This window comes from Binatus soli (SeqCode), from assembly GCF_050015535.1.
Lineage (GTDB): Bacteria > Desulfobacterota > Binatia > Binatales > Binataceae > Binatus > Binatus soli.
On record NZ_JBEKBF010000018.1, the window covers coordinates 1 to 19115 of the forward strand.

A 19115-nucleotide genomic window follows, 5' to 3' on the forward strand; every position below is an offset into this window, starting at 1 on the left:
CCTTTCCTTTCTGCGTCCAAGCCACCGAAGCGAACGTCCGCTGATTACCCATCACCGCACCTCCTCATCCGCCACTCAACCAGTTCCTTTGTACACCAATCGATCAACTTATGCAGAGGTTCCCTAGTCAATATCGTTGTCCGCGTATTTCTCGAACGATCCCAAGTCTATAAATTTGCCTTCGCGAGCCTCTTCCAAGCCCTTGACGACTTTTTTCAGCGCTTGCGGGTTTCGGTAGAGCCACACTTCATGCATGGGCACTGGAACCTCGGGCGTCAGCAATACCTGGCCAGCGTCGTTTACGTAGACCCCGAATCGAACCGCCACATCCAATTCGTCGCCCAAAATTTCCTTCAAGGATTCCAAGGCTCTCGTCAAAGAAATTCGCTTTCGTTCATCCAGTGCAACGTCGCCGATCCGCCTAAAGCTTTTGTTCAATACGGTTGCCGTGCCGGTCGTCCTCGTCATAATGGGAGATACCTCAAAAACAACGATGTTCCAATCGGGATGTTGTGTCAATATGGGTAATTCCCATTTGCCCCCACTAGGTTTATACAGCTTACGCCCGCTTGTTTTAGCGGGCGGGGTTACATCTTTGGCGCGGTAGGATATAAATTTCCGAGACTGACGCGCGGGCGGAACGGCGAAACGGGATTTTGCGGCCGCGCCGGCGCTTTCGCGAGGTTTAATTCACCGATGCCATCAGAGTTGCTCAAAGGATTGCGGCTGCTCGATTTGACCGACGAGAAGGGCGCGTTGTGCGGCAAGATGTTTGCCGATCTCGGCGCCGAAGTTATCAAGGTCGAACCGCCCGATGGATGCTCGACGCGGCGCATCCCGCCCTATCTCGAAGATATCGCCGATCCAGACCACTGCCTCTATTCGATCGCCTATCACGCGGGGAAAAAATCCGTGACCGCCAACCTCGCCACTGACGACGGGCGCGCAATCGTCGCCGATCTCGCGGCGCAATCCGACTTCCTCGTCGAGTCGCACCCGCTCGGCTATCTCGATTCAATCGGTCTCGGCTACGACGCGCTCGCCAAGAAAAATCCGCGCCTCATCTACGCGTCGATCACGCCGTTCGGCGACAGCGGTCCCGGCAAAGACTACAATTGGGCCGACATCATCACGTGGGCGGCCGGCGGCATGATGTACCTGATGGGCGAGGAGGGAAAGCCTCCGCTCCAGATGAGTCTGCCGCAAGCCGGATTGCACGCAGGCGGCGAGGCGGCGGTCGCCATGATGCTCGCGCACTACCCGCGCCAAATCGACGGGCTCGGCCAGCGCATCGTCGTCAACATGCAGGCCTGCATCGTGTGGACGCTGATGAACGAACAGGCGATGCCATTCCTGCACGGCAGCTATCTGTCGCGCACCGGAGTTTTTTTCGGCTCGGCTGACGCGCGGCGCAAGATAGTGTACCAGTGCAAGGACGGGCACATCTCGATCATGATCGCCGGCGGCATGACGTTCGGCAATTCGACCAGGGCGCTGATCGAGTGGATGCGGGAGAACGGATTCGGCTCCGACTGGATGCGGACCAAGGATTGGATTTCGTGGGTGCCCGGCGTCTTCATGGATTTGACCGAGCAGGACCACAAGGAGATCGAAGAACTCGAAGCCACCATCCAGCGCTTCATGCTCGCGATGACCAAGCACGAAATCTACGCGCAGGGACTCCAGCGCCGCATCTTTCTCGCGCCGTGCGCGACGGTAGCCGACATCGCAGCCGACGAGCAGCTCAAAGCGCGCGACTTCTGGACGGCGGTGCCGCACGACACCATCGGCCGCACGCTCACATTTCCCGGACCATTCGCGAAACTGACCGCGACCCCGATCGGATCGACCGCGCGCGCGCCGCGAATCGGCGAGCATAGCGACGAGATTTACCGCGGGCTTCTCGGCCTTGCGCCCGAGCGATTGAACAAGCTCCGAGCCGCCGGCTCGATTTAGCCAGGAGAAATTCGAGATGAGCCGTTTCGCATTGGAAGGAGTTCACGTCCTCGACTTCGCCTGGGTCGGCGTCGGTCCGATCACGACCAAGTATTTTGCCGACAATGGCGCCGACGTAATTCGCGTCGAGTCCGCCACCCGCCCCGACGTGCTGCGAATCGGCCCGCCGTGGAAAGACGCGATGCCCGGCATCAACCGCAGTCAGTTCTTCGCCAGCTTCAACACCTCGAAGAAGGGAATCACGCTCGACCTGAGCAAGCCCAAAGCGCGCGAACTCGCCAAGCGCATGGTGCCGTGGGCCGACATCGTCGTCGAGAGTTTCACGCCCAAGGCGATGCGCAACTGGGGACTCGATTACGAAAATCTGCGCGCGATCCGCGCCGACCTGATCATGCTCTCGACCTGCATGCAGGGGCAGACCGGACCCAACGCTCTCTACCCCGGCTTCGGCACGCTGATGGCCGCGCTGTCGGGCTTCTACTACATCTCCGGCTACGGCCCCGGCTCATGCACGCCGCCGTACGGCGCCTACACGGATTTCATCGCGCCGCGCTTTTCCACCTGCGCGCTTCTGGCCGCGCTCGACTATCGCCGCCGCACCGGCCAGGGCCAGTATATCGACATGTCGCAGTACGAGGCCGCGATGCAGAATCTCGCGCCCGCGTTGATCGATTACTTCGCAACCGGACGGGTGCTTGGCCCGCGTGGCAACGCGTCCGCGCGTTACGCGCCGCACGGCGCCTACCGATGCGCCGACGAGGACGGTAACGAGCGATGGATCGCGATCGCCGTCGCGGGCGACGATCAATGGCGTGCGATGCTCACCGCGCTCGCCGCCGATTCCACCGACCGGCGCTTTGCGAATCAGCCCGCTCGCATCGAGAACGCCGCGGCAATCGACGAGTTCGTCGGCTCGCTCACGCGCATCCACAACGCGCAGGAACTCACCGCGAAGTTGCAGGCCGCCGGAGTTGCCGCCTATCCGGTCGAGAACTGCGTCGATATCCACCAGGACGACAACCTCGAGGCGTTCGGCTTCTGGCATTGGCTCGAGCACAAGGAGATGGGCCCGTCGCCCTACGAAGGACTCGAGCATCGCATGAGCCGCACCCCCGGCACGCTTCGCTCGGCCGCGCCGATTCTCGGCCAGGACAACGATGAAGTCTTCCGCGAGATGCTCTCGCTCAGCGCCGATGAGATCGAGCAGCTAAAGAAAGAAAACGTGATATTCTGAGTTCCTTCCGCGGTCCGTCGTGCGATACGAACTCAAAATTGCGCTCCGCTATCTGCGCGCCCGCCGCAAAGACGCCTTCATCTCGATCACGACCATCTTTACCGCCGTCGGCGTGATGATCGGCGTCGCCGCGCTCACCGTGACGCTCTCCGTGATGGGCGGCTTCGAGCAAAGCCTCAAAGAACGCGTGCTCAGCCTCAGCCCGCAGGTCCAGATACTCAACTCGCAAGGATCGATCGACAACTACGTCGACATCGAGAAGAAGGTCGCCGGCGTGCCCGGCGTCAACGGCTCCGACGCGTACATCGTGGGCCAGGCGATGCTGAGTTCGGGACGCGGAATCGGCGGCGTCGTCGTGCGCGGTGTCGAGCCGAACAATCCCGTCGTGCGCGCGCAATGGGGCCGCTACATGATCGCCGGCGGTCTCGACGATCTCTCGCGCAGCTACGCGATCCCCGGCGCCGCCGCGGACCCCGCGGTTGCCGCAGGCGGCCTCGCCATCGGAGTCAGCCTTGCGAAAAAACTCAAGGCCAAACCCGGCGACGCGGTGCGGATGGTCGCGCCGATTATTTCGCCCGACGGTTCGCTCTCAACCAAGAGCGGCCAATTCGCGATCGGCGCGATCTTCGACTCCGGAATGAACTTCATCGATACCAACATGGTCTTCATGGATCTCGCGCACGCCCAGGATTTCTTCGGCCGCACCGGACGAGTGGACGGCATCGATATCCATCTGACCAATCTCGACCAGACCGACGCGGTCACCGATGCGGTGCGCAAACTGTTCGCGAGTCCATACCGGGTGCGCAACTGGATCGAGTTTAACGAATCCGCCGCCGCCGGCTTCGAACTCCTCAAGCGCGTCTATGCACTCGTGCTCGTGATGCTCATCGGCGTCGCCGCGTTCAACCTGGTCGCGACGCTGATCATGGTCGTGATGGAGAAGCGCAAGGACATCGCCGTGCTGATCGCGATGGGTGCGACGCGGCGCGACGTGCGCCTGATCTTCGTGATGAAGGGACTGATCGTCGGCGCGGCGGGAACCGCGGCCGGATTGATCCTCGGCGCCGCCGGATGCTTCGCGCTGGCGCGTTACCAGTTCATTCACATCCCGCGCGAAATTTACGGCATCTCGACGCTGCCGATCGCCGTCGAGCCGTGGAACTTCGCCGCCGTCGCGCTCGCCTCGATGCTTCTCTGCCTGCTCGCGACCGTCTATCCGGCCCGGCAAGCGTCGCGAGAGATGCCTGTCGAAATCTTCCGCTCCTAGCTCCTCCGCACGCCCCACCACACATCCGCGGACAAGTGAAAAACTGACTACTGATTATTTGATGTGTGATTCGTATTCGTGGGGGGTTTGGCGGCGAGCTTCGGTTTGCGAACGACCAAAGTCTCGTGACCGCGAACCTTGATCGTGCGGGCCGGCTCTGACTGAAAGTTCTGACTCGGTCCGTCAGAATGCTGTGGCCGCGACGACGTGCGCTTGCGCCGCCAGTTGCTGAGCTCCTCCGACAGTTTTGAGGCCAGCGAATCGTTGTCCTGGCCGTTCTCGGTCGGTTCTCCGCTTTCCTTGTTGAGGTCGCCCTCAAACTCCGCGGAACTCATTTGCGTTCTTTCTTCCTGTGACGTGGATTTGTCCTCCTTGCTTGGGAGCGTTTAAGAAACAGAATTTTAGTTTCCGAAATTGATGTACTGACAGTAATCGACGCTCGCGCTCGCGGCAGCCTGGGGTCGTTAATCAGTGGATAAGGTTGTGTTTCGACTGCGTACCGAATCTGGATTTTATCGGCGCGTTTGGGCTTGGGATGATTTTATGCGGGATGCTTTGCAGGCGGATTTCCCGCCGGCCGGGCCTGGTTTTGGCTCCGGCCGGCGTTCAATTCATTCGTATCTGAGATTCGTGGTTTAGGCAAACAAACTCTGCATGCGCAGCGCGAGCCCCATGTCGCCCGCGATTCGCAGTTTGCCGCTCATGAATGCGACCTGCCCGTTAAGCTTGCCGCTCGTCATGTCAACGTAGTCCTGCGCCGTCATCGTAATCGTGATGCTCGGCGTAGCGGCCGGTCCGTCTTTGACCGTGCACGTTCCGTCGGCGATTATTACGTGCCACTTGCCTCCGTTATCGCCCGAGAGGTCGAACTGGTACGTCGCAGTCAAACCCTTCGCTGCGTCTTTGTTGAAGCGACCGGGCATCGCCGCAAAGATTTCCTTAGGTGTCGTCGGTGCTGCATCAGCCATGGAAATAGAATCCTCCTGGTGGGCGCGTCCTGTACTGCGCTCTTTCAGCCATATAAGCGCTCGCCTCGGAGCCTGTCAATAGTATCACGCCGCACAGGATTAATCACACCCGGCGGCATCGTCGGGGACCGCAGGTCAGAATCCGAACATGTTTCCGGGCACAACCGTGATCAGATTCGTCCGCACGTGCACCCCTGGCGACGCGCTCTCGGCGATCGTCACTGCTTGCTTCCTTTGCGCATCGCTCTTGACCGTGCCGCCAAGATAGGCGTCGTGGCCGATCACCTTCACCGTCACGCTGTTCAACCCCGCGGCATAAATCTGCGACGCGATCGCAGCCTGGCGCGCTGCCCAATCGCTCTCGTCCGTCGTCAGCGAATCGATCACGTTGCCGACCCCAGGTACCTGGCGCACGATTTTTTCCGTGTACAGCTTGGCGTCGGCGTCGAACACCTTGCCGAAAATCGTCACCGTGCTGCCGCTGGTGTAACAGTCCACGCGCCGCGTCCTCGGATTCGACCCCAGCACCTGCTTGACGCGCTGCTGCAAGGTCAGCGGCGGCGGCGCGGGCGTGCGCCTCGCCTTGGGATGAGGCTTGCGCGGCGCGACCACCATCGCCGGCGTCTCGACCGGCGTCGGCGAGGGAGCGCTCGCCGCTTCCGATGCGGCCGGCGACGGCCGCGCGCTGGCGAATTCCGGCGCCTCGGTCGGGCTCAGTGCGGCCAGCTTCGAGCTGAGTTGCGACTCGAGCGTGTTCCTCGAGGCGGGATCGTTCGTGAAAATTATCGGATAATCGATCTCGACCTGGCCGCCTGTGAACGGCGCGAAATTCCACGCCGAAACGTCCGTCACTACTTCCGCGTCGAACGCCGGATTCGGATTGGTCGAGGTCCGCACCGACGCCGCGTCCACGTTGCCGTTGGGCAGCACCCTGATCCGCACCACCATCGCATCCCGCAGCGTGCTGTCGCCGGCGATCGCATGCGAATAGCTCTCCAGCAATCCGTCCTTGTGGTCTTCGAAAACTTTTCGAGCCGCTTCCTGATTGCGCTCGGGCGCCGCCGCCGATTCCCCCGTCACCTGCACCCCCATCGCCTTCGACAACGCCACCAACGGCCCGCTCGGCGCCGCCGCTGCCACCGACGCGATCGCCGCCGGCGACGCGTTCGCCACCGGCTGCTCCGCGGGCTTGGTGCTGAGATGAAGCGCGAGCCACGCGCCGCCTCCCAGCGCGACTATCGCCGCGATCAAGTACCAAACGAAGCCGAACCGCCCGCGGCCTTCTTCTTCGCCGTCGCCGTCCGGCATCCTGCCCGTGATGCGCATCGACGGCGACGCATCGCGCCGCACCGTCGGCCCGCCCCGCGGCGGTGCCGATCGCGGCGGCGTCATCCGTGGCGGTGCCGACGACGGCTGCCGTGTGTACGATTCCGCCGATTCCACCCCGAGCCGCGCGCCGCAGAAGTTGCAGATAAGTTCTCCCGGCTGCGCCTTGCCGCCGCATACCGGACACTCGATTTGCTCGCCGGCGTCGCCCGCGCCGGTGGCGACCGCCCCCTCGGCAAAGGCGGGTCCCGCCTGCACCAGCGCGGTTCCGTCAGCTTCGCAAAACGTTTCCGAGTCGGGGAAGGTTTTTTCGCAGCGCGGGCACCTTTTCATCTTGGTAAGCGCTCCTCCGGCGCAAGTTCCGATGATATCCGCGCGAATTGCGACGCGCCAACCGGCTGCGCAAAGCTCGCACCCTGATACTGTCCGTTCGCGATCACTGCCCGGCGATTACCTCGGCGCCGAACTTTTCCATCGACGCGATATGCTCCCGCGTCGTCGCGCCCGGCCCGATGGTTATTCGCGACACGCCCATCGCGGCGAATCGCTCGATGTCTCCGGGCTTCAGCGTACTGCCAATCGGGTCGGTCACGGAAGAATGGCCTGATTTCAGATTTCGGTGGAGGCACTGGCAAACACCAACTCAGAAATGCGAGCAATCCTATTTGACCGAGCCTCATATTTCTAATTACAAAACTGTAGTTGCGTAACTTCCATTCTGTTCAGCGCTCCTGCCCGCGAAGTTTTACAATCCTAGTCAGCTTCCAGCTTCACCGCGAAGACCGCCGGATCCTCAACCGTGCGCAAATCGAGATGGAACGAATCATCGACCACTCGCCCGATTATTCGCGCGCGACGGAACATCGCCGCGATCGCGTTGGCGGATTTCTCCGGATGGCTCACCCGAAGCGCGACCGACTTCAATTCCTCGACCGGCATCGCGCCCGAGCCGACCTGCGAAGCCGCATCGACTATTTCGACCACGTATTCGCCGGCCAGCCGCTCCGCCACTATCTCCCGCGCGCGCGGCGCGATTGCGCCAATCTCACTTGCACGCCGCCCCAGCAGTCGGATCGTCGGCAGCTCCTCACCCAGGTCGCCCGAGCGAAGATACAGCCGAAGAGTCGCCGCGAGCGCCGCCAGCGTCAGCTTGTCGCATCTGAGCGCCCGCTTCAGCGGATTGCGCTTGATTCGTTCGATCGGCCCCCGTTGCCCGGCAATCACGCCCGCCTGCGGACCGCCCAGCAGCTTGTCGCCCGAGAACGTGACAATCGCAGCGCCCGCCGCGATTCGCTCGCGCACTAAAGGTTCGCGCGGGATTCCGAACTCCGTCAGATCGACAATCGCCCCCGAGCCGAGATCCTCCATCACGTCGATTCCCCGCGCGCGCCCGATTTCGACCAGCTCTTCCAGCGCCACTTCGCTGGTGAAGCCGACCACGCGGTAGTTCGACGGATGCACCTTGAGCAGAAGGGCCGTTTCCGGACCGATCGCATCCGCGTAATCCCCCGGATGCGTCCGATTGGTCGTCCCGACTTCGCGGATTATCGCGCCGCTTTTGGCCATCACGTCGGGCAACCGAAACGATCCGCCAATCTCGATCATCTCGCCGCGCGATACTATTACTTCGCGCCCCTCGGCGAGCGAGTTGAGCGCGAGAACGACCGCCGCGGCGTTGTTGTTCACCACGGTAGCAGCCTCGGCCCCTGTGAGCGCGCAAATCTCGTCCTCGACGATCGTATCCCGGTCGCCGCGCGCGCCGGTCTCGAGATCGTATTCCAGGTTGACCGCCGATCGCGCCGCCATCTCGACCGCCTCGATCGCCGATTCCGCCAGGATCGCGCGGCCGAGGTTCGTATGCAGCACGACTCCCGTCGCGTTGACCACCGGCCTAAGCCGCGGCTCGTCCGCCGCGACGGCGCGCGCGACCGCGCGCGCCACCGCGGCGATCATCGCGGCCCGATCGCGCCGGATCGCGTCGCGTCCCGAAAGAATCGCGGCGCGCAATTCTGCCTGCGCCCGCTGCACCATCAGTTTGAGGTAGATGCGGCTGAATCCGGCGAGAGCGGGATTCGCCTGGGCGGCGCGGAGGCATTCGTCGATCGGCGGAAGTGCGCGGACGGCCTCCGCGCGCGCGTCGATATCTGCGTCTTTATGTTTTCGCGAATGTCTCGGCACGGCGGCTTGTTTGATTATCAAAGACCGCCCCGCCCCCGCGCAACCCACGCAGAGACACGGACTCCAGACATCGAAACCCCTTACGGGTTTCGGTATCTGAACTCCGCCTCTTCTCCTTGCCCCCTGACTTGCCGTGATCGCGCCTCTTTGCAACTCTCACCCACGTGACTAACGCACTCCCGTCGCGAATCGAACTCCACTTCATCGACGCCGCTGGTCACCCGCGCGCGCTCGATCTCGCCGCGCCCTTCGGTGCGCGTGAATCGAGCGCCATCCGCGACGGCCTCGCCATTTCGGCCCGTCTCGAACACGCGCTCGGCGGCGCCATCGTTCGCGCAACCATCGCCAATCGCGGCGCCGACGCTGTTCGACTCACGTACGCAATCTTCGAAGTTTTGACCGGTTTCGCGCCGTCTGCCCCGGCGCGGTTCTTCAAGCATGGATACCAGTCATGGAGCGCCTCGGGCGGCCACGATGTAGGCGCGTCGCAGAAAAACGATCCGCGCGACACCGCCCATTTCATCATTCGCCTCAATCACCAGAGTGAACCGACGCGCCCGCCTGAATTCCCCGAAGCGGATACCTCTGAACTTTTCACGATCGTCGAAAGTCGCAGTGCCGGGGAGCGCGTCCTGGCCGGATTCATCGGCGCCGCCACTTCGCTTTCGACCCTCACCGTCTCGAGCCCTGAGAAAATAATCGCACGCGCGATCCTCGACGATGTAACTCTCGCGCCGGGCGCACATCGCGAACTCGATCCGCTGTTCATCGTCGCCGCCGATGACTCCGCCGCGCGGCTGGCCGCGCGATGGGCCGACGCGGCCGGGCGGTGGATGAACGCGCGGGTCAGCGCGCCGTTTCAGCGCGGATGGTGCTCCTGGTACCACTACTTTGACGCGATCACCGAGGACGCGCTCCGCGCCAACATCAAGTCGCTCGAAGCGATGCGCTCCCGCTTTCCGCTCGACGTGATTCAACTCGACGACGGCTTTCAGTCCGCGCTCGGCGACTGGGATACCACCAACGCCAAATTTCCGGGTGGGCTGAAAAAGATCGCCGGCGAAATTCGCGCCGCCGGCTTCAAGGCCGGGCTGTGGACCGCGCCGTTTCTTGCCGCCCGCGACTCGCGCCTGATGATCGATCATCCCGACTGGTTCATCATGCACACGGCGACCGGCGAACCCGTTCGCGCCGGCTACAACGCGAACTGGACCGCGAGCAACGACGCGTTCGCATACGCGCTCGACGCAAGCAACCCGGCGTTTCTCGCGCACCTGCGCCATCTGTTCGCGAAGCTCACCCGCGAGTTGGGCTATTCGTATTTGAAACTCGATTTTCTTTACGCCGCCGCTGCACCCGGCCGGCGTCACGATCCAAATCTCACGCGCGGCGAAACCTTGCGCCACGGCCTCGAGGCGATTCGGGCCGGCGCCGGCGACGACGCGTTCATCCTCGGATGCGGCTGCCCGATTGGCCAGGCGGTCGGCGTCGTGGACGGTATGCGCATCGGCCCCGACGTTTCCCCGTTTTGGGGCTCGACCGCTTCCGGAGCGGGCGACCCGTCCACGGTCTATGCGCTCGACGCGATCATCGCGCGCAGCTTCATGCATCGGCGTCTATGGCTGAACGACCCCGACTGTTTGATGCTGCGGGCGCGCGAAACCCGCCTCAGCGCCGACGAGCGCGCCGCGCTGGCCGCGACCATCGTCGCCAGCGGCGGGATGCTTCTGATCTCCGATGACATGGCCATCCTCGACGCCGAAGCGGGAAAATTGTTTCGTGCAGTCGCGCAAATCAGCACCGAGATCGATTCCAGCGCGGCGCGCGAACCGGTACTCGCGCTCGATCTGATGGCCGCGGGCGACGTGCGCGGCCTGATCGCTGAAACCGCAGGCGGCGGCGCAATCGCGATGCTCCTGAATCGCGGCGACTCGCCCGCACGAGTGGATACATCCGATCTTAAGCTGGGCGCCCTCGAAACTGTTGCGCTCGATCTCACCTGCGACGAGAAGACTGAAATATTCGATACGATCGATCTACCACCGCACTCGGCGCGCATTCTCCGCCTCAAGCGTTAAGGCGCTCTCACGCCATGCGCAAATCGATCACGCTCGCGCCCGCGCCCGCATGCAACACGGCTCGCGAATTTTCACTTTTTTCACTGGGCGCGCCGGTATCCAGCTTCGCGTAATAGCCCCGATCGATCGATTCAATCACCGCATCCGCGCTCGCCACGTCGCACAGCGCAACAATCGAACCGCCGAAACCCGCACCCGTCAGGCGCGCGCCGAACGCACCGCCGCGCCGTGCACATTCCACGATGGCGTCGAGCCGCCCCGTGCTGCATTCGAAGTCATCTGCGAGACTCTGATGCGACGCATCCATCAGCTTTCCCATTTCATCGAGGCGCCCCGCCTCGAGCACGTCCGCCGCACGAATCACCCGCTCGGTCTCGCTCAAGACATGCCGCGCTCGTTTCAGAATTTCCAGCGGGCGGTTCGAATCCAGCGCGATCCGAGTCGATCCCTGGCCGAGCAACTCTGCTTCGAGCGCCACCTGTGAGACGCCCAGGATGCTCGCCGCCTCTTTCAGGTCTGCGCCGAGCCGCGCGGGCGCGGCCGCCGCGAGTTTCTCGACGAGTCCCGCGGCGTTCCATCCGGGCGATGCGCGAACCACGTCACCAAGGATCGTCACGCCGTCGAGCTTGAGCGCGCATCCGAGAATTCGCGCCGCCAGCGCGCATTCGACGACCCGCCGATTGTATTCCGCGCGCACCATCCCCGACTTGTCCGCCAGTTCCCGGCTATCTGCCACGACCAGCGCCGCGTTCGCCGGCATCTTCACTGCGCGCACGCGGATCGGGTCGAACTCGATAAACAGCGCATGGTCGCGACGGCCGAGAATCGACGCCGCCTGGTCCATTCCGCCCGCCCGCGTCCCGACGTACCATTCGCTGCGCGCAACCATCGTCGCGGTTTCGATCGGGTCGAGTTCGAGTTCGTTGACCGCCATGAATGCCATCGCGGTCGAAACCGTGAGCGCGGCCGATGACGACAGCCCCGCAGCCGGCGGCACGCGGCCATCGACGACCATCGATGCGCCCTGCAAGTTGTCAATTAAAGTTGCAGGCGTAGAAAAACGTCCGCGCCGCGCAAAGTGATCAATCACTCCCTGGATCGCGGCCTTCACGTAGTTCGCCCAATCGCCGGTTTCGTATGGTGGGATCCGCCGTTCGATTGCAAAACGGCGCGAGGACCAGCCGGGGTCGGCGTTGGCCAGTTCGATTTCGGCTGTCGTGATGGCGGCGGCGACGACGATTGTAGATCGATCGATCGCAACCGGCATCACGGGCAGGCCGCTGTAGTCCGTGTGCTCGCCGATTAGATTGACGCGACCGGGCGCGCGGGCCGCGAAGATTCGCGCGTCGGCGCGATCGCCACCGGCGCGGACTAAAGCGCCGAGGCGTGCAGCGCGCGCCAACTCCCCGGCGTCCCATCCGTCGGGCAGATTCATCGCCGCTTCCCTTTTGGCTTGAACCAGGCGCGCGCCTTCTCGAGGTCTTCGGGCGTGCCGACGTCGCTCCAGAATCCGCGCATATCAACCGCGCGCACGACGCGGCCGTCGGCGATCATTTGCGCGATTGCACCGGGGATTTCGAGCTCGCCGCGCACCGACGGTTCGAGCCGCGCGAGGTAGTCGAAAATTATCCGGCCGGTGGCGAAAAGTCCCGCGTTGTTCCATTCGGTTCTGGCGGTTCCGGGCGCCGGTTTTTCGTCGAGGCGTTCGACCGTCATGTGCCGGGTCACATAGACGGCCGCGCCGCGGAAGGGATCCTTGACGCGATTCACCGCAAGCATCAAATCGTACTCGTCGATCCGCGCGTGATGGATGAAGCGCGGGTAGTTCGCGCGGTCCATCAGAATATCGCCCCATCCGAAGACGAAGCGCGGCAGGCCTGCAAGATGCGCCCGCGCCGCAAGCATCGCGCCGCCAGTCCCGTTCAATTGCGGCTGCCTGACGGTTGTGATTTTGATTTCGGGATTTTCGCGCTGCCAGGTTTTCGCCCATCCTTCGATTTGCTCCGACAGGTAGCCCGTCACGACAATGAAGTGCGTCAGTCCGGCCGCCGCGAGCGCGTCGGCGATATGCGAAATCAGGGGTGAACCGGCGATATCGAGCATTGGTTTCGGAGTCTCGGCGGTCAGCGTGCCCAGGCGTTTGCCGCGCCCCGCCGCCAGCAGGACCGCCGTAGTAATTTCTGCCGCCATGGCGCCCAAGATAGCACCGCGCAGGCTTCGAGGATGCTTGGCTGGAGGTATATAGTTGAGTAAGAGTTTATCGAGAGCCGCACGAATGTTTGGTGAGATAAGTCCCCGCAAGAAAGCCCCCGCGCCGTTCATTTCGATCGAGGAAGCACTCGACGAAACCCGCCGCGGCCACATGATCATCCTGATGGATGACGAACAGCGGGAGAACGAGGGCGATTTGTGCATGGCGGCCGAAAAAGTCACCCCCGAAGCGATCAACTTCATGGCCAGGTTCGGGCGCGGACTCATCTGCCTGCCCATGTCGGCGGAGCGAATAGACAGACTCGGGCTCAGCATGATGGTTGGCGACAACCAGGCGCCGCTGGGGACGGCATTCACGACGGCGATCACCGCGCGGCGAGCGTCGGGGTCGGGTATCTCGGCGCAGGATCGCTCGACCACGATTTTGCAGGCGGTGCGGGAGGACGCCAGCGGCGCCGAGTTCATCACCCCCGGCTACGTCTATCCGCTGCGCGCACGCGACGGCGGCGTGCTGGTGCGCACGGGGCAGACCGAAGGCGCGGTCGATCTCGCGCGGCTGGCGGGACTCAAGCCGGCGGGCGTCATCTGCGAGATCCTGAAGGAAGACGGCACAATGGCGCGGCGCGACGACCTGATCGAGTTCGCTAAAGTGCACGGGCTCAAGATTGTCACGGTCGCGGACATCATCGGGTACCGGCTGCGCAACGAGACGATGGTCCAGCGGATCGCGCAAGCGAAGCTGCCGACCGCGTTCGGCGAGTTCAGCGCGATCGTCTATCGCAACCTGATCGATCACACGGAGCACCTGGTGCTGGTGATGGGCAAGGTGGATCCGGCCAAGCCGATTCTGGTTCGGGCGCATCGCGAATATCTGCCGGGCGACGTGTTCGGCTACTCCGTTCGCAACACCCGCAACCTGCTGCGCTCCGCGATGGAACGAATCTCGGCGGCGGGCGAGGGCGTGCTGTTGTATCTCAAGCGCGAGTCCAACGCGCTTGCGTCGGATTTTGAGGGCGGGCGCCCGGCGCGCCGTGCAACTACGCGGGTCAACGCGCCCGAGGCTGATTTCCGCGACTACGGAATCGGCGCGCAGATTCTCCGCGACGTGGGCGTGCGCAAGATGATTATCATGTCCGACGCGACGCCGCGGCTTGCCAATCTGCCGGGCTACGGATTGGAGGTCGTGGGGTCGGTTCCGCTTTCAACCAACGGCAAGCAGAGCGCCGCCGCCAAGTAGCGGCAGACTGCGCGGATGGAACCAGAACTGCGCCGATGACGTTCTAACTACTGACAAATGATTTCGCGCGAATCCCGATTGTTCCCCCACGGCACAAAGGCTCGTCCGTTCTGGCAGGCCTCGATCGTAGCGGTGGTCTTTGCGCTCACATGGTTGATTTTCGCGCCGGCGGCGCATGCTAATCCGAAGGCGAATGAACTCGTAAAGATCACCTCGGCCACGATCGATCCTCCGCTGCGGGCCGGCGGCGCCGGCACGCTCAAAGTCGCCGCTCAGGTGATCGCGGGATGGCATATCAATTCGGACAAGCCGCTCAGCGAGGATTACATCCCGACCAAGCTCGAGGTCAGCGGCCCGGCCGGCGTGACGGCCGGCGCAATCAAGTATCCGCCTGCTGAAACGATGACGCTCGAAGCCGCGGGCGGCGACAAGATCTCGGTGTTCGGAGGCGATATCAAGTTTGAGGCGCCGCTCAAGGCGGCTGCCAACTTCGCGCCGAAGCCGGGCGACGCGCTCACGGTTACCATCGACTACCAGGGCTGCAACAACAACGAATGCCTGCGGCCGGCGTCCGTCAGTACGACGGTCGCGCTGGCGGCTCCGGGCGCGGCGGCGGGAGCGCTGGAGGGGATAGGCACGGGAGGCGCGAAGAGCGGCGGTATCGGCGGCGGCGGCGATGATTCCGGCGCGGCGGTCGCGGACATCTTCGCCAAGCATGGATGGTTCCTCGGCTTCCTCGTGGTATTTCTTGGCGGCCTCGCGTTGAATCTGACACCGTGCGTCTATCCGCTAATCGGCGTGACGATCGCGTATTTCGGCAGCCAGGGCGGAGGCCATCGCCGCGTGATGTATCTGGCGATATTTTTCGTGCTCGGAATCGCGCTGATGTTCTCGGCGGTGGGCGTCGCCGTCGCCATGTCGGGCGGACTGTTCGGCGCTGCGATGCGCAATCCGTTCGTGCTCGTCGCGCTGTCCATGATGCTGCTGGCGCTGGCGGCGTCGTGCTTCGGTTTGTTCGTCTTGCAGCCGCCGAATTGGATGCTGCAGCGCGCGGGCACTGCCCGCCCCGGATACGCGGGTGCGTTGCTGATGGGCCTGGGGATGGGCGTGGTGGCGGCGCCATGCATCGGCCCGATCGTGCTGGGCTTGCTGCTGATGGTGGAGAGAAGCGGGAGCGCGCTTTTCGGTTTCGCGCTGTTCTTCACACTGGCGCTGGGACTCGGCGTTCCATATATCGGGCTGGCGATGGCGGCCGGGCATATCCGCCGTCTACCGCGTTCGGGCGAATGGCTTAAGTGGGTCGAGGAGCTTTTCGGGTTCGTACTGGTCGGACTCGCGATCTACTTTCTCGATCCGGTCGTACCGAACAACCTGATGACTCGAATTCTGCCGTATTACGCGGCCGGTGTGGGGATTTATCTCGGTTTCATTTCGCGCGAGGGGAGAAGCTGGCGTCCGTTCCTGGTGCTTAGGTCAGCGCTGGGAATAGCTGCGGTGGGAGCGCTCGCGATCATGCTCTATCCGCGACAGGTGCCGGAGAAGCTTCGCTTCGAGCCATTCAACCCCGAGCGGCTCGCATCGGCGGCCCAAGCGCGCAAGCCCGTGCTGATCGATTTCAGCGCCGATTGGTGCATCCCATGCCGCGAGATGGATCATTCGACCTTTGTCGATCCATCCGTGGTCAGCGAGGCAAAGCGCTTCGTGCGGATGAAGGCGAATCTGACGGCGCAGGACAAGGCCACCGAAGCGATGACCAGCAAGTTCGAAATCCAGGGCGTGCCGACGACGATGCTGATCGATTCGGCAGGCAAGGTGGCGCAGCGCAAAGTCGGCTACATCGGCCCGCGGGAGATGCTGATCAAGCTGCGCCAGGTCGATTGAACGCGGCCCATTTCCTCCCTTTTCACTGCTTCACTTTTTCACTTTTTCACTGCCGCACGGAGTTGGTTTGCGCGCGTATCATTTTCGCAAAATGATGTTCTGTTCCAGGCACGGCCCTCTTTTCCAAAAACGGCCTTATTGCGTCGCGTCGATGGGTTGAAAACCGCCCACTGATTGGCTGGTTTCCTAGCTATGGGCGCATAACTCAAATATCGTTTGATTAATTGATCAGACGGTCGGTTGTTCCTTTACTTTTGTCGCTTAGACGAATACTATTTTGACAGGCGGTGGGGATGCGGAAAGGTAGTTCATCGCTCGTCCTTTTCTATGGCAAATAAACAATCGTCCGACGGCTATGGCGCCGAGTCCATCAAGGTACTCGAAGGGCTCGAAGCAGTTCGCAAACGCCCCGGGATGTACATCGGCGACACGGCCGAGCGGGGATTGCATCATCTCGTCACCGAGATCGTGGACAACTCGGTTGACGAGGCGCTGGCCGGTTTCTGTAACGAGATCAACGTCGTAATTCTCAGCGACGATCGGATTTCGGTGGAGGACAACGGCCGCGGAATCCCGGTCGATATGCATCCGACGGAAAAGCGCTCGGCGCTCGAAGTCGTGCACACGATGCTTCACGCCGGCGGCAAGTTCGAAAAGAGCGCCTACAAGGTTTCGGGCGGACTGCATGGGGTGGGCGCGTCGGTGGTCAACGCGCTCAGCGACGAGTTCGAAGTCGAAGTTCACAAGAACGGCAAAATTTATTTTCAACGCTACGAGCGCGGGCTTCCGAAAACGAAGGTCGAAGAGCGCGGCTCGACCAACAGCAAGGGCACCAAGACCACCTTCTCGCCCGACTCGAAGATATTTCCCGAGATAAAGTTCAAGTATGAAATCATCGCGCGTTATCTGCGCGAGATGGCGTACCTCAACGCGGGACTGCGGATCAGGCTTCGCGACGAGCGAATCAACAAAGCGGAAGAGTTTCACTACGAGGGCGGAATTGCCGAGTACGTCGCGACGCTGAGCAAGAGCAACGAAGCGCTTCACGACGTGATTTTCTTCAAGGGCGTGCGCGAGGGCGTCGATGTCGAAGTCGCGCTGCAATGGACCGACTCGATCCACGAGGTGATCTTCAGCTACGCCAATAACATTCATACCGCCGAGGGCGGGACGCATCTGTCGGGACTCAAGTCGGCGCTGACGCGAACGATCAACAATTACGCGATCAAGAACAACCTTTTCAAAAACAAGGATATGCGGCTGGAGGGCGATGACACGCGCGAGGGTCTCGCCGCGATCGTCAGCATAAAAATCGCCGAGCCGCAGTTCGAGGGCCAGACCAAGACCAAGCTCGGCAACTCCGAGGTCGAAGGAATCGTTTCGGGGCTGGTGAACGAGAAGCTCGGCGAGTTCCTGGAGAAGACGCCGCCGGTGGCGAAGAAGATCGTCGCTCGCGCGGTCGAAGCTGCCACCGCGCGCGAGGCCGCGCGCAAAGCCAAGGAGCTCGTGCGGCGCAAGGGTGCGCTCGATTCGGGCTCGCTGCCCGGCAAGCTCGCAGACTGCCAGGAGCGCGATCCGGCGCGCAGCGAGCTGTACCTGGTCGAGGGCGCATCGGCAGGCGGGACCGCCAAAGAGGGCCGCGATCGCAAAACGCAGGCTATCCTGCCGCTGCGCGGCAAAATATTGAACGTCGAGCGCGCGCGCATCGACAAGATGCTGTCGTCGCAGGAGTTGCGCATCCTGATTACGGCGCTCGGGATGGGAATCGGCGACGACAAGGACCTGAGCAAGCTGCGCTATCACACGATTGTGATCATGACCGACGCGGATGTGGACGGCTCGCATATCCGCACGCTGCTGCTGACGTTTTTTTTCCGCCAGTTCATCGAGATTATCGAGCATGGCTATCTCTACGTCGCGCAGCCGCCGCTGTTCCGCGCGAAGAAGGGCAAGACCGAACGCTATCTCAAGGACGAAACCGCGCTGGAAGATTATCTGACCGATCTCGGCGCCGAGGCGGTGACGTTCGAAGCCGGCAAGGGCAAGGACGCGCGCGAGTTCAAGGGCGCTGCGTTGAAGACAATTGTGCGCAAGGCGCTGTTCTTCGAAAAGATGTTCGAGGCGCTGGAGCGACGCTCCAAGGAGCGCTCGATCATCGCGTCGCTTGCCAGGCTGTCAGCCGACAAAACGATTGGCGACGAGAGCTTCGAGTCCGACAAGGCGGCCCACGAGATGGCCGAAGCGATTGTCAAAGATGCCCGTGACACGAACCTGAACTTCGATATTCAGCCCGACGGCGAAGCGCATTGGCGCGCGGTGTTCAGCCATTCGCAAAACGGCGCGACGCCGCCGACGGTGGTCGATCTGACGCTGTTGCATAGCGGAGAGCTGCGCGAAATTCGCCGGCTCGATCCGGAAATCGAGGCAATCAAGGCGCCGTTCAAGCTGAAAATTGGCGAAAGCGAATCCACGGTCGATACGCTCAAGGCGGTGGCCGACGCCGTGCTCGGCGCGGGACAAAAGGGCGTCGACATCCAGCGCTACAAGGGGCTCGGCGAGATGAATCCGGGGCAGCTCTGGGAGACCACGATGAATCCGGAGACGCGGGCGATGCTGCGGGTGCAGATTTCGGATGTCGGTGAAGCCGAGAAAGTTTTCGCCACGTTGATGGGCGACCAGGTCGAGCCGCGGCGGCTGTTTATCGAGGAGAACGCGCTCAACGTCCGCAACCTCGACATCTGACGAGCCGCGCGGAACTCGCGGGAGCCCCGGATTA

The 19115-nt window shown here is 62.6% G+C and carries 15 protein-coding genes; 7 read left to right on the top strand and 8 right to left on the bottom strand.

The window, feature by feature from the left end:
- Positions 1-123: 123 nt before the first annotated feature.
- Positions 124-519, bottom strand: coding sequence for a hypothetical protein (locus tag ABR989_RS14075; RefSeq protein WP_428129713.1), 396 nt, complete (start codon positions 517-519; stop codon positions 124-126).
- A 177-nt stretch (positions 520-696) separates the two neighbouring features.
- On the opposite strand from ABR989_RS14075, the gene ABR989_RS14080 reads away from it, so the two are divergent.
- Genes ABR989_RS14080 through ABR989_RS14090 form a run of 3 tightly spaced genes read left to right on the top strand, consistent with a single transcriptional unit; the run spans position 697 to position 4460 of the window.
- Positions 697-1956 (top strand): CaiB/BaiF CoA transferase family protein, encoded by a 1260-nt coding sequence (locus ABR989_RS14080; protein ID WP_428129715.1) that lies wholly within the window; start codon positions 697-699, stop codon positions 1954-1956.
- A gap of 16 nt (positions 1957-1972) precedes the next feature.
- A complete protein-coding gene (locus ABR989_RS14085; protein WP_428129717.1) occupies positions 1973-3190 on the top strand; it encodes a CaiB/BaiF CoA transferase family protein in 1218 nt (405 codons plus the stop codon).
- Between the two features lie 19 nt (positions 3191-3209).
- Positions 3210-4460, top strand: coding sequence for an FtsX-like permease family protein (locus ABR989_RS14090; RefSeq protein ID WP_428129720.1), 1251 nt, complete (start codon positions 3210-3212; stop codon positions 4458-4460).
- Positions 4461-4507: 47 nt separating this feature from the next.
- Here the strand turns inward: ABR989_RS14090 and ABR989_RS14095 are convergent, their stop codons facing one another.
- The 5 genes from ABR989_RS14095 to selA all read right to left on the bottom strand — a co-directional run bounded on the left by ABR989_RS14095 (position 4508) and on the right by selA (position 8896).
- A complete protein-coding gene (locus tag ABR989_RS14095; RefSeq protein ID WP_428129722.1) occupies positions 4508-4795 on the bottom strand; it encodes a hypothetical protein in 288 nt (95 codons plus the stop codon).
- A gap of 300 nt (positions 4796-5095) precedes the next feature.
- Positions 5096-5428: an SCP2 sterol-binding domain-containing protein gene (locus ABR989_RS14100; RefSeq protein WP_428129725.1), complete on the bottom strand. Its 333-nt coding sequence runs from the start codon at positions 5426-5428 to the stop codon at positions 5096-5098.
- 135 nt (positions 5429-5563) lie between these two features.
- A complete protein-coding gene (locus ABR989_RS14105; protein WP_428129728.1) occupies positions 5564-7087 on the bottom strand; it encodes a TonB family protein in 1524 nt (507 codons plus the stop codon).
- Between the two features lie 103 nt (positions 7088-7190).
- The gene (locus tag ABR989_RS14110) at positions 7191-7346 is read right to left on the bottom strand and encodes a hypothetical protein (protein ID WP_428129731.1); all 156 of its coding nucleotides are present in this window, start codon (positions 7344-7346) and stop codon (positions 7191-7193) included.
- A 161-nt stretch (positions 7347-7507) separates the two neighbouring features.
- The gene (gene selA, locus ABR989_RS14115) at positions 7508-8896 is read right to left on the bottom strand and encodes an L-seryl-tRNA(Sec) selenium transferase (RefSeq protein ID WP_428129880.1); all 1389 of its coding nucleotides are present in this window, start codon (positions 8894-8896) and stop codon (positions 7508-7510) included.
- Between the two features lie 200 nt (positions 8897-9096).
- Between selA and ABR989_RS14120 the strand changes: the two genes are divergently transcribed.
- Positions 9097-11010, top strand: a complete 1914-nt coding sequence (locus ABR989_RS14120; protein WP_428129734.1) for a glycoside hydrolase family 36 protein — start codon at positions 9097-9099, stop codon at positions 11008-11010.
- A gap of 7 nt (positions 11011-11017) precedes the next feature.
- Here ABR989_RS14120 and galK read toward each other — a convergent pair whose 3' ends face one another.
- Together galK and ABR989_RS14130 are read right to left on the bottom strand one after the other, a co-directional pair.
- Entirely contained in the window at positions 11018-12445 is a 1428-nt protein-coding gene (galK, locus tag ABR989_RS14125; protein WP_428129736.1) for a galactokinase, read from the bottom strand.
- Positions 12442-13200, bottom strand: a complete 759-nt coding sequence (locus tag ABR989_RS14130) for a nucleotidyltransferase family protein (RefSeq protein ID WP_428129739.1) — start codon at positions 13198-13200, stop codon at positions 12442-12444. Before ABR989_RS14130 ends, galK begins: the two co-directional genes overlap by 4 nt.
- A gap of 85 nt (positions 13201-13285) precedes the next feature.
- On the opposite strand from ABR989_RS14130, the gene ribB reads away from it, so the two are divergent.
- The 3 genes from ribB (at position 13286) to gyrB (ending at position 19081) form a co-directional block, all read left to right on the top strand.
- Positions 13286-14458 (top strand): 3,4-dihydroxy-2-butanone-4-phosphate synthase, encoded by a 1173-nt coding sequence (ribB, locus tag ABR989_RS14135; protein WP_428129742.1) that lies wholly within the window; start codon positions 13286-13288, stop codon positions 14456-14458.
- A gap of 57 nt (positions 14459-14515) precedes the next feature.
- A complete protein-coding gene (locus ABR989_RS14140; RefSeq protein ID WP_428129745.1) occupies positions 14516-16339 on the top strand; it encodes a protein-disulfide reductase DsbD family protein in 1824 nt (607 codons plus the stop codon).
- Positions 16340-16666: 327 nt separating this feature from the next.
- On the top strand, positions 16667-19081 hold the full coding sequence (gyrB, locus tag ABR989_RS14145) for a DNA topoisomerase (ATP-hydrolyzing) subunit B (protein ID WP_428129746.1): 2415 nt from the start codon (positions 16667-16669) through the stop codon (positions 19079-19081).
- Positions 19082-19115: the final 34 nt, after the last annotated feature.

Coding starts and splice junctions, on each gene's coding strand:
- ABR989_RS14080 (WP_428129715.1), top strand. CDS start 697: ATGCCATCAGAGTTGCTCAAAGGATTGCGGCTGCTCGATTTGACCGAC.
- ABR989_RS14085 (WP_428129717.1), top strand. CDS start 1,973: ATGAGCCGTTTCGCATTGGAAGGAGTTCACGTCCTCGACTTCGCCTGG.
- ABR989_RS14095 (WP_428129722.1), bottom strand. CDS start 4,795: ATGAGTTCCGCGGAGTTTGAGGGCGACCTCAACAAGGAAAGCGGAGAA.
- ABR989_RS14100 (WP_428129725.1), bottom strand. CDS start 5,428: ATGGCTGATGCAGCACCGACGACACCTAAGGAAATCTTTGCGGCGATG.
- ABR989_RS14105 (WP_428129728.1), bottom strand. CDS start 7,087: ATGAAAAGGTGCCCGCGCTGCGAAAAAACCTTCCCCGACTCGGAAACG.
- galK (WP_428129736.1), bottom strand. CDS start 12,445: ATGAATCTGCCCGACGGATGGGACGCCGGGGAGTTGGCGCGCGCTGCA.
- ABR989_RS14130 (WP_428129739.1), bottom strand. CDS start 13,200: ATGGCGGCAGAAATTACTACGGCGGTCCTGCTGGCGGCGGGGCGCGGC.
- ribB (WP_428129742.1), top strand. CDS start 13,286: ATGTTTGGTGAGATAAGTCCCCGCAAGAAAGCCCCCGCGCCGTTCATT.
- ABR989_RS14140 (WP_428129745.1), top strand. CDS start 14,516: ATGATTTCGCGCGAATCCCGATTGTTCCCCCACGGCACAAAGGCTCGT.
- gyrB (WP_428129746.1), top strand. CDS start 16,667: ATGGCAAATAAACAATCGTCCGACGGCTATGGCGCCGAGTCCATCAAG.